At 74.4% G+C, this 14,172-nt stretch carries 8 protein-coding genes; 1 reads left to right on the top strand and 7 read right to left on the bottom strand.

Going from position 1 to position 14,172, the window contains the following annotated elements:
• Nucleotides 1-717: maltotransferase domain-containing protein (locus tag AC07FV_RS30300; protein ID WP_479090650.1), on the bottom strand; the 717-nt coding region annotated here is incomplete at its 3' end.
• 310 nt (nucleotides 718-1,027) lie between these two features.
• On the opposite strand from AC07FV_RS30300, the gene AC07FV_RS30295 reads away from it, so the two are divergent.
• Nucleotides 1,028-3,646, top strand: coding sequence for a glycosyltransferase family 1 protein (locus tag AC07FV_RS30295; RefSeq protein ID WP_479090649.1), 2,619 nt, complete (start codon nucleotides 1,028-1,030; stop codon nucleotides 3,644-3,646).
• A gap of 30 nt (nucleotides 3,647-3,676) precedes the next feature.
• Here AC07FV_RS30295 and AC07FV_RS30290 read toward each other — a convergent pair whose 3' ends face one another.
• The 6 genes from AC07FV_RS30290 to AC07FV_RS30265 all read right to left on the bottom strand — a co-directional run bounded on the left by AC07FV_RS30290 (nucleotide 3,677) and on the right by AC07FV_RS30265 (nucleotide 14,160).
• Complete coding sequence (locus tag AC07FV_RS30290; protein ID WP_479090647.1) at nucleotides 3,677-4,186, bottom strand: DUF1990 family protein; 510 nt, start codon at nucleotides 4,184-4,186, stop codon at nucleotides 3,677-3,679.
• A 103-nt stretch (nucleotides 4,187-4,289) separates the two neighbouring features.
• Nucleotides 4,290-6,332, bottom strand: a complete 2,043-nt coding sequence (locus tag AC07FV_RS30285) for a M4 family metallopeptidase (protein ID WP_479090645.1) — start codon at nucleotides 6,330-6,332, stop codon at nucleotides 4,290-4,292.
• A gap of 305 nt (nucleotides 6,333-6,637) precedes the next feature.
• Nucleotides 6,638-8,524, bottom strand: a complete 1,887-nt coding sequence (locus AC07FV_RS30280) for an ABC transporter ATP-binding protein (RefSeq protein ID WP_479090643.1) — start codon at nucleotides 8,522-8,524, stop codon at nucleotides 6,638-6,640.
• The gene (locus AC07FV_RS30275) at nucleotides 8,521-10,329 is read right to left on the bottom strand and encodes an ABC transporter transmembrane domain-containing protein (RefSeq protein ID WP_479090641.1); all 1,809 of its coding nucleotides are present in this window, start codon (nucleotides 10,327-10,329) and stop codon (nucleotides 8,521-8,523) included. The genes AC07FV_RS30280 and AC07FV_RS30275 overlap by 4 nt, the downstream gene beginning before the upstream one ends.
• A 76-nt stretch (nucleotides 10,330-10,405) precedes the next feature.
• Nucleotides 10,406-12,283, bottom strand: coding sequence for an ABC transporter ATP-binding protein (locus AC07FV_RS30270; RefSeq protein ID WP_479090639.1), 1,878 nt, complete (start codon nucleotides 12,281-12,283; stop codon nucleotides 10,406-10,408).
• On the bottom strand, nucleotides 12,280-14,160 hold the full coding sequence (locus AC07FV_RS30265; protein ID WP_479090637.1) for an ABC transporter ATP-binding protein: 1,881 nt from the start codon (nucleotides 14,158-14,160) through the stop codon (nucleotides 12,280-12,282). The genes AC07FV_RS30270 and AC07FV_RS30265 overlap by 4 nt, the downstream gene beginning before the upstream one ends.
• Nucleotides 14,161-14,172 lie beyond the last annotated feature (12 nt).

Below are 14,172 nucleotides of genomic sequence, written 5' to 3'. Positions count from 1 at the left end.
CCGCTCGGGGGTGCCCTCGGAGCGGGGGAAGAACTCGTACCAGGCGCCGTACAGGGCGCGTTCGCGTTCCACCAGCAGCGGCAGCGGGTCGGAGCCGGTGACCAGTTCCCGCAGGGGGTGCCGGGCCAGCACCGCGTCCACCTGCGGCGTCAACGCCGCCGCCAGCCGTGACGCGGCGGGCCGGGACTCGTCCCGCAGCGCGTCGACGGCGGCGAGCAGCTCGCGCCGCCCCTCGGCGCCCGGCACGCCGGCGGCCGCGCGCTCGTACAGCCGGGCGCCCTCCTCCAGGACCAGCTCCGTGTCGATGCCCGCCGGGACCTTGATCCGCGCGTGGTGCCGCCAGGTGGTGACCGGGTCGCTCCAGGCCTCCACGGTGTAGGTCCAGAGTCCGGGCTCACCGGCGGTGACGGTGGCTCCCCAGCGGTCGGTGCCGGGGGCCAGCTCCCGCATCGGCGTCCACGGGCCCGGGCGGCCCCGCGGATCTCTCAGGACCACGTCGGCCGCGACCGCGTCGTGCCCCTCGCGGAACACGGTGGCCGATATCTCGAAGGACTCGCCGGTGACGGCCTTGGCGGGCCTGCGCCCCTGGCGGACCACCGGGCGGACGTCCAGGACGGGTATCCGTCCGACGACGGTGGTGCCGTCCGCGGGCGGCGCCCCGGACGACTGCTCCGGTGGCTCCGCGGGGGGCACTGACGAGTGGTGCGTGGCGGGCATGACCGCTCCTGTCCGCGTCAACGTGGGTGGGCGGATGACTCTGGGGAGGTGGGTCCTGCGGAGGTGCGTGTGGGCTTACCGCAGGAGCCTTCCCCCACTCCTCGGGTGGGCAATCCGGCACTTTGTCAACTACTCACGCGTATGTCGGCACACGCGACGACCCTGACCGGACACCTTCCCCGCCGGAAGATCGTCACGCCGGTGGTTATTAGCCCGTCCGGAGACCGGGAACGACGCCGTTCAGGCCGAATCGGAGGACTGTGGGCGAAGCCCCCGGCGAGGGACACATCACCCCGGTAACGTCGTGGGGGTGAAGGCGATCCGTCGACTGACCGTCCGTCCCGTCCTCCCCGACCCCCTCCGGCCGCTCAGTGACCTGGCCCGCAACCTGCGCTGGTCCTGGCACCCGGAGACCCGCGACCTCTTCCAGTCCGTCGACCCCGAGTGCTGGGCCGCCTCCGGCCGCGACCCGGTACGGCTGCTCGGCACCGTTCCGCCCGGGCGCCTGGCGGAGCTGGCCGAGGACCGGCGCTTCCTGCGCCGGCTGACCGCGGTGGCCGACGACCTCGATCACTACATGTCCGGCGACCGCTGGTACCAGGCCCAGTCGGGCCGACTGCCCGCCGCCGTCGCCTACTTCTCGCCCGAGTTCGGCATCACCGCCGCGCTGCCCCAGTACTCCGGCGGCCTCGGCATCCTGGCCGGCGACCACCTCAAGGCGGCCAGCGACCTGGGCGTGCCGCTCATCGGCGTCGGCCTGCTCTACCGCCACGGCTACTTCCGCCAGTCCCTGTCCCGGGACGGCTGGCAGCAGGAGCACTACCCCGTCCTCGACCCGCACGAGCTGCCGCTCGCCCTGATGAAGGAGGCCGACGGCACCCCCGCGCACGTGGCCCTCGCCCTGCCCGGCGGCCGGGAGCTGCGGGCCCGGATCTGGCTGGCCCAGGTCGGCCGCGTCCCGCTGCTGCTGCTGGACTCGGACGTCGAGGAGAACGACCTCGGCGAACGCGGGGTCACCGACCGGCTCTACGGCGGCGGCAGCGAGCACCGGCTCCTCCAGGAGATGCTCCTGGGCATAGGAGGTGTCCGGGCGGTGCGCTCGTACTGCCGGCTCACCGGGCACGACGCGCCCGAGGTGTTCCACACCAACGAGGGCCACGCCGGCTTCCTCGGCCTGGAGCGCATCTCGGAACTGTGCGACGAGGGCCTGGAGTTCGGGTCGGCGCTGGAGGCGGTGCGGGCCGGCACCGTCTTCACCACCCACACCCCCGTGCCGGCCGGCATCGACCGCTTCGACCGCGAGCTGGTCGCCCGACACTTCGGCCCCGACGCGGAACTCCCGCGCATCGACGTGGAACGCGTCCTGCGGCTCGGCATGGAGACCTACCCCGGCGGCGAGCCGAACCTCTTCAACATGGCCGTGATGGGCCTGCGGCTGGCCCAGCGCGCCAACGGCGTCTCCCTGCTGCACGGCGGGGTCAGCCGGGAGATGTTCGCCGGACTGTGGCCCGGCTTCGACGCCGAGGAGGTGCCGATCACCTCGGTCACCAACGGAGTGCACGCCCCGACCTGGGTCGCGCCGGAGGTGCTCCGGCTCGGCGCCCGGCAGATCGGTGTCCAGCGGGCCGAGGACGCGCTGACCGTCGGCGGCTCGGAGCGCTGGGACTCGGTCGCCGACATCCCCGACCAGGACATCTGGGAGCTGCGCCGCACCCTGCGCGAGCAGCTCGTCGAGGAGGTGCGGGAGCGGCTGCGCGCCTCCTGGCGGCAGCGCGGGGCCGGGACCGCCGAGCTGGGCTGGATCGACGACGTCCTCGACCCGGACGTGCTCACCATCGGCTTCGCGCGGCGCGTCCCGTCGTACAAGCGCCTGACGCTGATGCTGCGCGACCGGAACCGGCTGACGGACCTGCTGCTGCACGCCGAGCGGCCGATCCAGATCGTCGTCGCGGGCAAGGCGCATCCGGCGGACGACGGCGGCAAGCGGCTGGTGCAGGAGCTGGTGCGGTTCGCGGACGATCCGCGGGTGCGGCACCGGATCGTGTTCCTGCCGGACTACGGCATGGCGATGGCGCAGAAGCTCTACCCGGGCTGCGACATCTGGCTGAACAACCCGCTGCGGCCCCTGGAGGCGTGCGGCACCTCGGGCATGAAGGCGGCGCTCAACGGCTGCCTCAACCTCTCGGTGCTGGACGGCTGGTGGGACGAGTGGTTCCAGCCGGACTTCGGCTGGGCGATCCCCACCGCCGACGGCGCGGGTACCGACCCGGACCGGCGCGACGCCATAGAGGCCTCCGCCCTCTACGACCTGCTGGAGCAGCGGATCACCCCGCGTTTCTACGAGCGGGGCGCGAGCGGGCTGCCCGACCGGTGGATCGAGATGGTCCGCCGCACCCTGAGCCTGCTCGGCCCGAAGGTGCTGGCCGGGCGCATGGTCCGGGAGTACGTGGAGCGGCTGTACGCCCCGGCGGCCGAGGCGCACCGCGCGATGGACCCGGACTCCGCCCGGTCCCTGGCCGAGTGGAAGGCCCGGGTGCGGGCGGCCTGGCCGGGGGTGAGCGTCGACCACGTGGAGACGTCCGCGGCCGGTGCCACGGCGGAGCTGGGCTCGACGCTCGGGCTGCGGGTGCGGGTGAACCTCGGCGACCTCGCCCCGGACGACGTCGAGGTGCAGGCGGTCTCCGGCCGGGTGGACTCCGAGGACCGGATCACGGACGCGGCCACCGTCCCGCTGAAGCCGGTGGGCGGTCCCGACCTGGAGGGCCGCTGGGCCTACGAGGGCCCGCTGGCCCTGGACCGCACCGGGCCCTTCGGCTACACCGTCCGCATCCTGCCCGCGCACCGGCTGCTGGCCTCCGGCGCGGAGGCGGGGCTGGTCGCGGTGCCGTCGGACGACGTGCTCCAGGCGGCCGGGCTGCTGATGAGGTGAGCGTCGCGGGCGGCGGTGGCGCGGGGGCCGTCAGTCCTCCTCGTCGCCGCCGCTCAGCCGTCGCAGCACCGTGCCGCAGCGGCGGGCGTAGGCGTGCTGGAAGGCGCGGGCGGCCGGTCCGCCGGCCTTGGCGTACCACTTGGCGGGGCGGCTGAAGGCGGTCACGGTCAGCCAGACCGTGCCGTCGCCCGTGCGGTCGACCACGAAGGCCTCCTCGCCGGACTCGGGGTGACCGGGCAGCGTGCCGTAGGCCCACCCGGCCCGGCGGTGCTCCTCCAGGGTCCACACCACCCGGCAGGGCGCCTTGATCATTCCGGCGAGGGTGACGACGACGTCGACGCCGGGCGCGGCGCGCTCCGCGCTCGCGTCGATGCCGACGCCCATCTCCCGGTGCATCTCCCAGGTGAGGACGGCCTCGGCCGCCCGCCGGAACACCGGTTCGCCCTCCCCGAGGCGCGTGCGTACGTGCATGGAGCGGAAGCCGGGCGGGCAGTGGCCCTGCTCGCGGGTGGCGCCGACGTCGTCGTACGTGAAGGACATGGGCACCAAGACTAGGGCGGCACCCGGAAAGCGCTGGTTCCGGGTGCCGCCCGCCGTGTTGCGCCGAGCCGCCCCGGGGCGTGGACCACCGGGGCGGACGGATCTACGGGAAGGTGAGCTTGAAGGAGTTGATGTAGCCGGTGTCCCGGGCCGCCACGTCCTGGACGCGCAGTTTCCAGGTGCCGTTGGCGGTCTCCGAGGAGGCGTTCACCGTGTACGTCTGGTTCACGTTGTCCGCCGAGTCCGACGAACTGCTGTTCTTCAGGCGGTACGCGGTCCCGTCCGGGGCCAGCAGGTCGATCACCAGGTCACCGCGCCAGGTGTGCACGACGTCCACCGCGGCCTGGAGGTTGGCGGGCGCGTTGCCGGCCCGTCCGGTCACCGTGACCGAGGAGGTGACCGCCGCTCCGTTGTCCGGGATCGCCACGTCGGCGGCGTTCTCGAAGGAGGTGCCGCCGCCACCGCCGCCGCCGGAGCGGGCGCCCACGTTGATGCCCGCCCACGCGTCCTGCACCCGCTTGTACTCGTCGCTGTCGGTGCCGTACAGCTCGCCGGCCGCCGCGAGGGTGCCGGTGCGGGCCGCCGCGTAGTTGGTGGTGGAGGTGAACTTGGTGGTGAGCGCGCGGAACCAGATCTTCGCGGCCTTGTCGCGGCCGATGCCGGTGACCGGGAGGCCGTCCGAGGTGGGCGAGTCGTAGGTGACACCGTTGATGGTCTTGGTGCCGCTGCCCTCGCTCAGCAGGTAGAAGAAGTGGTTGGCCGGGCCCGACGAGTAGTGCACGTCGATCCCGCCGATGCCCGAGTACCAGGCGTCCTTGGACGCGCCGTCCTTGCTGGGCTTGTCCATGTAGCGCAGCGGGGTGCCGTCGCCGTTGATGTCGATCTCCTCGCCGATGAGGTAGTCACCGACGTCGGAGGAGTTGTTGGCGTGGAACTCGACGGCCGCGCCGAAGATGTCGGAGGTCGCCTCGTTGAGGCCGCCGGACTCGCCGCTGTAGACCAGGCCCGCGGTGTTGGAGGTGACGCCGTGGGTCATCTCGTGCGCGGCCACGTCGATCGAGGTCAGCGGGTTGGCGTTGCCCGAGCCGTCGCCGTACGTCATGCAGAAGCAGCTGTCCGACCAGAAGGCGTTGACGTAGTTGTTGCCGTAGTGGACGCGGGAGTACGCGCCCACCCCGTCGCCGCGGATGCCGGATCGGCCCTGGACGTTCTTGTAGTAGTCCCAGGTCAGCGCGGCCCCGTAGTGGGCGTCGGCGCCGGCGGTCTCGGCGTTGGAGGCCTGGCCGTTGCCCCAGACGTCGTCGGGGCCGGAGAAGAGCGTGCCGGTGCCGGAGGTGCCCCGGTTGAGGTTGTACGTCCTGTGGTTGCCGCGCGTGGTGTCGGTCAGCGTGTACGACGACCCGGACTGCGCGGTGCCCAGCGGCACCGTGCCGCTGTACATCGTGTTGCCGGTGCCGTTGTGGATCGCCTGGTACTCGAAGAGCTTGGCGCCGGTGGCCGCGTCGGTGACCACGTGCAGCTCGTTCGGGGTGCCGTCCTCCTGGAGGCCGCCCACGACCGTCTCGTAGGCGAGGACCGGGGTGCCGTTCGCCGCCCAGACCACCTTGCGCGGGGCGCGGTCCGCCTCCGCCTGCTCGGCGCCGGCGGCCTTCGCGACGGACACGGCCTGCGCCTCTGCCTTGCCGGCGGAGATCTTCGGCGTCAGGGTGGCCGGAGCGATCGCCTTCGACGTGGCCTTGACGACCCGCTCGGTCTTCCCGCCGTCGACGGTGACGACCAGGTCGCCGCCGAGGACGGGCAGCCCGTCGTAGGTGCGCTCGTAGCGGGTGTGCACGGTGCCGTCGCGGTCCTTGAGGACGTCGCGGACGACCAGCTTCTCCTTCGCGCCCAGGCCGAGTTCGCCCGCGGTCCGCGCCTTGGCGGCGTCGGCGTCGCGGATCAGTTCGGCGCGCTGGGCCGGGGTGAGCTTGACGGACTCGGCGCCCGGGACGGGGGCCTGCCGGGGTGCCGCGGTGGCGGCACCGGACTGGACCGCCGTGGCGATCAGCGCGGCGACACCGGCCAGGGCAACGGCGGCGGCGCGGCGGTGGGTGGTGCGGCGGGACGTGGCGTGGGAGGTGCGTCTGTGGGGAGAACTGCTGCTCAACACTGACTCCTTCTGCGTGGCCGCGGGTCGCGCGGCCAGGGGAGACCGGTCGGCGGGTGGGCCGGCCGGGCGGTACTGGGCGGTACGCAGAAACCACGTGCTAGGAGCGGGCCACGGCACAGCGCACGGTGAGGAAGCTGTGGGGGCGCTGTGGAGCGGCCGTGGGAAGAGTGGCAGGAGAACGCGCCTTCTGTCAGGAGCGCGTCAGGAAGTTGGCCGGAAACGGTTCGTTGTCCGGGCGTTCATGTTCGATATACGGATCGGTTGCCGGAGGGCGGCACCGACCGGTCGTACTGACTGTTCGCTCAGTCGGCTGCGGGTGCGGACGGCCGGCCCCGCACGGGCTCGGGAGGCAGGCCCGCTCCTGGCCCCGAGGGCTCCCCGTGCCCGGGCCCGGGCCGGGGCGGCTCCCCGTGCCAGGACCCCCACAGCGCCGCGTACGCCCCGCCGGACGCCACCAGTTCGTCGTGCGTGCCCAGCTCGGTCAGCAGGCCGTCCTCCATCACGGCCACCCGGTCGGCGTCGTGCGCGGTGTGCAGGCGGTGCGCGACGGCGATGACCGTACGGCCCTCCAGCACGGCGGCCAGCGCGCGCTCGGTGTGCCGGGCCGTCGTCGGGTCCAGCAGGGCGGTGGCCTCGTCGAGGATCAGCGTGTGCGGGTCGGCCAGCACCACGCGGGCCAGCGCGAGCTGCTGGGCCTGCGCACCGTCCGCCCGTCGGCCGTCGGCGCCCAGCTCGGTGTCGAGGCCGTCCGGCAGCTCCCGTACCCACTCCTCGGCGCCCACCGAGGCGAGCGCGGCCCACAACCGCTCGTCCGGGGCCGCCGGTTCGGCGATGAGCAGGTTGTCGCGGACCGTGCCGAGGAACACGTGGTGCTCCTGGGTGACCAGCACGACCTGACGGCGCAGCCGCTCCGGCCCGAGGCCGACCACGGGCACCCCGCCCACCGTCACCGAGCCCTCGGTCGGCGCGTCGACGCCCGCCAGCAGCCGGCTCAGCGTGGTCTTGCCGGCCCCCGACGGACCGACGACCGCCAGCCGTTCGCCCGGCCGCACGGTCAGGTCCACCCCGCGCAGCACCTCGCCGCCCCGCTCGTAGGCGTACCGCACCCCGGACACCTCGATCCGGTCGTCCGCCGGGACCGGGGAGTCGCCCGCCACCGCCCGCGGGGCCCGCGCGAGCCCCTCCACCCGGGCGAAGGAGGCACCGCCCGCCTGGAGCTGCTCGATCCGCATCAGCACCTCGTCGAGCGGCCCGGCCAGCTGCTGGAGGTACACGGCGCCCGCCACCACCGCGCCCAGGCTCACCGAGCCGTGCGCGTGCAGGACCCCGCCGAGGAGCAGCACGCACGCCACCGGGACGACGTAGGAGACCTCCACCGCCGGAAAGAACACGCTGCGCAGATACAGGGTGTGGAGGCGGGTGCGCCGGGAGACCTCCAGCGTGTCCCGGTTGCTCCGCACACGCCGGTCGGCCAGCCGGAACGCCTCCACCGTGCGCGCCCCGGCCACCGTGGCGGCGAGGCTCTCGGCGACCTCCGAGGTGGCCGCGCCCTCGGCGAGGTAGGCGGCCCGCGCCCGGCGCAGGTACCAGCGCAGCGCGCCCCACACCGGCGTCAGGCCCAGCACGCCCACCACGCCGAGCAGCGGGTCGAGCACGAACACCGCACCGGCCAGGAACAGCGCCTGCACGGAGTTGATCAGCAGTTCCGGTCCGGCGTCCCGCAGCGTCGTGCCGACGGTGGTCACGTCGGCGGTGCCGCGCGTCGTCAGGTCCCCGGTGCCCGCCCGCTCCACCACGGACGCCGGGAGGGCCAGCGTGCGGTCCACGAACCGCTCCCGTACCCGGGCGAGCGTCCGCTCCCCGAACCGGTGGCCCACGTACCGCGCCCAGCGGGCCAGCAGCAACTGGGCCAGCGAGCACAGCAGGATGGCGAGCGCCATCCGGTCCACCGCGCCGACCCCGCCCCCCGCGCGGACCTCGTCGACGATCCGGCCGAGCAGCCACGGACCCGCGAGCCCGGCCAGGGCGGCCAGCGCGTTCAGGCCGAGGACGAGCGCGAAGGCCCGCCGGTCGGCGCCGACCAGTCCGGCCGCCGCCCGGCGGACGTCGCCGCGCCCGGCGACGGGGAGCTGCCCCGCGGACGACGACGCGGCCCCGGACGCCGGCGTGGATGCGGACGTGGACGTCATCGGTCCCCCTCGTCGTCCCGGGCGACCAGCGCCCGGTACCCCGGCTCGGCGGCGATCAGTTCGCGGTGCGTGCCGGTGGCGACGACCTTGCCGTCGACCAGGAGGTGCACGACGTCCGCCCGGTCGAGCAGCAGGGGAGAGGTGCAGGCCACCACGGTCGTACGGCCCTCGCGGGCGTCCCGCAGCCGGTCCGCCACCGCGGCCTCGGTGTGGGCGTCCAGCGCGGACGTCGGCTCCACGGCGAGCAGCACCTCGGGGTCGGCGAACAGTGCTCGGGCCAGCCGGACGCGTTGGCGCTGGCCACCGGAGAGACTGCGGCCCTGGGCCGAGACGGGGCCGTCCAGTCCCTCGGGGAGGGACTGGACCACGTCCTCGGCGGCGGCCGCGTGCAGGGACCGGGCCAGGTCACCCTCGTGGAGCGCCCCGGCACGCCGGCGCCCGTCGGCCGACGCCTCGCGGCCGGCCCCACTCCCGCGGCGCGCTGCCGCGCCCGTCCCACCCGCCCCGTCCGCGTCGTCCGCGCCCGTCACCGCCTCGCCGACCACCTCGCGCAGGGTGCCCGCGAAGAGGTCGGCCTCCGCGTCGGCGACCAGGATGCGGGCCCGGACCTGGGCGAGCGGCACGTCGGCCAACGGGACCTCGCCCCACCTGACCTCGGAGGGGGCGTACCGGCCGAGGCGGTCGACGACCTCGGCGGCGTCCGCGGGACGAGCCCCGGCCAGCGCGGTCAGGCGGCCGGGGAGGACCCGCACCCCGGAGGCGGGGTCGTACAGCGGCGAGGCCTCGGCCGGGGCGTCCCGGGTGCCGGGGTCCGGGTCGGGCTCCAGCCGCAGGAACGCGACGACCCGGCGGGCGGCCACCACACCCCGGCTGAGCTGGTGCGCCATCTCGATCAGGAACGCCACCGGCCAGCCCAGGGCCACCACGTAGCCGTACACCGCCACCAGTTCACCCACGCTGATCCGGCCCTGCGCGGCCAGCCGGGCGCCCATCCAGGTCACCAGGGCCAGGAACAGCATCGGCAGGCCGACGCCGAGGGCCTGGATCCAGCTGGTCACCGCGCCCACCCGGTAGCCCTGCTCGCGCAGCCGCCCCGAGTCCCGGCGGAACGCGTCCGCGACCAGGCCCTTGCCGCCCAGCCCGTTGAGCACCCGCAGCCCGCCCGCGAGGTCCCCGATCCGCGCGGTCAGCACCGACTGCCGCTCCCGGTACTCGGCCTCCCTGCCCTGCAACCGCCCCATGATCGGGCCCAGCAGCACGCCGAGCACCGGCACGCCGAGCAGCACCACCAGGGCGAGCCGGGTCGACACCGACAGCATGAGCGTCCCGACGGCCGCGTAGGCGACGACCGCTCCGACGCCCGGCCCCACGGCCGTCAGGGACGTGCTGATCGTCTGCACGTCACCCACGCCGATGGTGACGACCTCCCCGGTCCCGACCTGCCGGCGCAGCGCCGCACCGAGCCGTGCGGAGTGCCCGACGACCACCTTGACCGTCCGGAAGTTGGCGTCCATCCGCACCCGGGTCATCGTGCGGTGCCGCATGATGCCCAGCCAGGCGTTGAACGCCCCAACGGCGACCAGTGCCCCCGTCCACAGCGCCAGCGCGCCCAGGTCGCCGGGGACCAGGCCGTGGTCGACCGCCCGCGCCATCAGGTACGGCGTCGCCGCCAGCAGCACCATCCAGACACTGGCGAGCACGGCCCCCGCCAGGCAGCGCGGCCACTGCCGCCGGACCAGCCACCCCAGGTACCGCCAGCCGCCCCGGCGGTCCGGCGTGCCGGGGTCCTCGTACGCGTCGATCACCGGTGGCTCCCCCCACTGTCCGGCACACCGGGCCGGCGCGGTCCGTCCGGCGCACCGGGCCGGCGCGGTCCCGGCCTCACGCCAGACTGTCCCGCCACGCCCGGTGGAGGTCCGCGAACCTGCCGGTGCCGGCGATCAGTTCCGCCGGCGCGCCGTCCTCCACGATCCGGCCGTGCTCCATCACCAGCACCCGGTCGGCGATCTCCACGGTGGACAGCCGGTGCGCGATCACCACCGCCGTACGGCCCTTCAGCACCGTCGCCATCGCCCGCTGCACCGCGCGCTCACCGGGCACGTCCAGCGAGCTGGTCGCCTCGTCCAGGATCAGCACCGCCGGGTCCGCGAGCAGCGCCCGCGCGAACGCCACGAGCTGCCGCTGCCCGGCGGAGATCCGGCCGCCCCGCTTGCGCACGTCGGTGTCGTAGCCGTCGGGCAGGGCGGCGACGAAGTCGTGGGCGCCGATCGCCTTCGCGGCCCGCTCGATCTCCTCCCGGGTCGCCTCCGGGCGGCCGATGGCGATGTTCTCGGCGACCGTGCCGGAGAACAGGAACGCCTCCTGCGTCACCATCACCACCCCCCGCCGCAGTTCCGGCACGGCCAGGTCGCGCAGGTCGGTGCCGTCCAGCAGGACCCGCCCGTCGGAGGCGTCGTAGAACCGGGCGAGCAGCTTGGCCAGCGTCGACTTGCCCGCGCCGGTGGAGCCCACGACGGCGACGGTCTGGCCCGCCGGGATCGTCAGGTCGAAGCGGGGCAGCACCTCGCCGCCGGTGCGGTAGGCGAAGCGGACCCCGTCGAAGACCACCTCGCGGCCGGGGTGCTCCGACTCCCGCGCGGGCAGCTCCTTCGGCGCGCTCGGCTCGGGCACGGACGGCGTCTGCGCCAGCAGGCCGGCGATCTTCTCCAGGGAGGCCGCCGCCGACTGGTAGGAGTTCAGGAACATGCCGAGCCGGTCGATCGGGTCGTACAGCCGCCGCAGGTACAGCACGGCCGCCGCCAGGACACCCAGCGCCAGCGTGCGGTCCGCGACCCGGTGGGCGCCCCACAGCACGATGCCCGCGACGGCCGTGTTGGCGACCACCCGCGAGCCGACGACGTAACGGGCCATCTCCAGGAGCGCGTCGCCGTTGGTCCGCTCGTGGCGCCGGTTCAGGGCCGCGAACTCGGCGTCGTTGGCGGCCTCCCGGCGGAAGGCGCGCACCGGCCGGATGCCGTTCATCGTCTCCACGAACTTCACGATCACCGCCGCGATCGCCGTGGACCGCTGCCGGTACACCCGTCCCGCGCGCCGCTGGTACAGCCGCACCAGCGCGTACAGCGGCACGAACGAGGCCACCGCGACGCCGCCCAGCCCCAGGTCCAGCCAGAGCAGCAGCGCCGCGATGTAGACGAAGGAGAGGATGACCGTCACGAGTTCCTGGAGGCCCTCGTCGAGCAGTTCGCGCAGCGACTCCACGTCCGTGGTGGAGCGGGAGATGAGCCGGCCCGAGGTGTACCGCTCGTGGAAGTCGACGCTCAGCGCCTGCGCGTGCCGGAAGATCCGGCCCCTGAGGTCCAGGAGCACGTCCTGGCTGACCCGGGCCGCGGCGGCCACGAACGCGTACTGCAGTCCGCCCGCGGCCAGCGAGCACAGCAGGTACCCGGCGCCGACCGCGATCAGCGGGCCCTGGTCGTCGTGCCGCAGGGCCGGCACCGCCCGGTCGATGGCGTACGCCACCAGCAGCGGGCCCGCCTGCACGGCCGCCTGCTGGAGGAGCAGGAGGAAGGTGGTGAGGGCGACGCGTGCCTTCAGGGGGGCCAGCAGGGAGCGGAGCAGGGCGGCGGTGGCGCCCGGCGGGCTCGGCAGGACGTCCCGGTCGAAGAGGTCGTCGGCCGCGCGCGTCTCGGCCTCGGCGGCCTCGGCGGCCTCGTCCCCGTCTCGCGGTCGTCCCCGGTCCGTGGCCGTGGGTGCGGTCATCGGCCCTCTCCTTCCCGGTGTTCCCGGTGTTCCCGGTGTCCCCGGAGCGCCGGGCGGTCGTCGTGCCCGTCGAGCCCGGACATCAGGTGGGCGTACTCGGCGCTGGCGCGCAGCAGTTCCTGGTGGGTGCCGACGGCGGTGATGCGGCCGTCCGAGAGCAGGGCGACGCGGTCGGCGAGCAGCACCGTGGACGGGCGGTGCGCCACGATCAGGGCGGTGGTGTCCGCGAGGACCTGCCGCAGGGCGGCCTCCACGGCGGCCTCGGTGTGCACGTCCAGCGCGGAGAGCGGGTCGTCCAGGACGAGGAACCTCGGCCCGCCGACCACCGCCCGGGCGAGCGCGAGGCGTTGGCGCTGGCCGCCGGAGAGGCTCAGGCCCTGCTCCCCGACCTGGGTGCCGGTGCCCTGGGGGAGGTCGTGCGCGAAGCCGGCCTGCGCCACGTCCAGCGCCCGCCCCAGCTCCTTCTCGCCGGCGCCCTCCGCGGCCCCCATCAGCACGTTCTCCCCGACGGTCGCCGAGAAGAGGGTGGGCTCCTCGAAGGCCACGGCGACCAGGGAGCGCAGCTCCTCGCGGGGCAGGTCGGTGATGTCCTCGCCGTCCAGCGTGATCCGTCCGGCGGTCGCCTCGTGCAGCCGGGGGACGAGCGCGGTCAGCGTCGTCTTGCCGCTGCCGGTGGCCCCGACCAGGGCCATGGACTCACCGGACCGGATGTGCAGGTCGACGCGGTCGAGGACGGGCGGGGAGCCCGGGGGCGCGTCGGGGTAGCGGAAGCGGACGCCCTCGAAGCGCAGGCCGTCCCCCCGCGCGATGCCGCCCCGCGACGCCGGAGCGGACGGCGCCTTCCTCTCGACCCGCGCGGACGGACCGTCCTCCTCGACCGGCGCGTCCATCACCTCGAAGTACCGGTCCGTGGCCGTCGCCGCCTCCTGGCTCATCGCCAGCAGGAAGCCGATCGACTCGACGGGCCACCGCAGGGCCAGCGCCGTGGACAGGAACGCCACCAGCGTCCCCGCCGACAGCGAGCCGTCCGCCACCTGGACCGTCCCGACGACCAGCGCCGCCCCGATCGCCACCTCCGGCAGCGCGACGATGACCGCCCAGATCGCCGCCAGCAGCCGTGCCTTGCGCAGCTCCGTCCCCCGCAGCCGGTGCGACAGCTCGTGGAAGGCGCGGGCCTGGCTGCGGTGCCGTCCGAAGCCCTTGATGATGCGGATGCCGAGGACGCTCTCCTCGACCACGGTCGTCAGATCCCCGACCTGGTCCTGCGCCCGCCGCGCGACCTGCGAGTACTGCTTCTCGAAGATCCCGCACATGATCATCACGGGGATGGCCGGCCCGAGGATCACCAGGCCCAGCGTCCAGTCCTGGACCAGCATGATGCCCACGCCGACGAGGATCGTCACACCGTTGACCAGCAGGAACGTCAGCGGAAAGGCGAGGAACATGCGCAGCAGCATCAGGTCCGTCGTGCCGCGCGAGAGCAACTGGCCCGAAGCCCACCGGTCGTGGAAGGCCACCGGAAGCCGTTGCAGGTGCCGGTACAGGTCCGCCCGCATCCCCGCCTCGACCGAGGACAGCGGCCGGGCCACCAGCCACCGCCGCAGCCCGAACAGCAGGGCCTCCGCGAGCCCGAGCAGCAGCAGGTACAGCGCCCCGAGCCACACACCGGCCGGATCGCGGTCGGCGACCGGACCGTCCACCATCCACTTCAGGACGAGCGGGATCACCAGGCCCAGGCAGGAGGCGAGGATCGCCACCCCCGCGGCGGTCGCCAACCGCGCCCGCACGGGCCGCACGTAGGGCCACAGCCGCAGCAGCGCGCGAACGGTGGACCGGTCCTGGGCGGGGGGCTCGGCGGAGGCGGGTGTCGTGGACATCAGCAGCGAGCC

The organism is Streptomyces sp. NPDC045956, assembly GCF_056430705.1.
The sequence above is the reverse complement of the archived record's forward strand: the minus strand, read 5'-3'. Positions and strand labels throughout refer to the sequence as shown.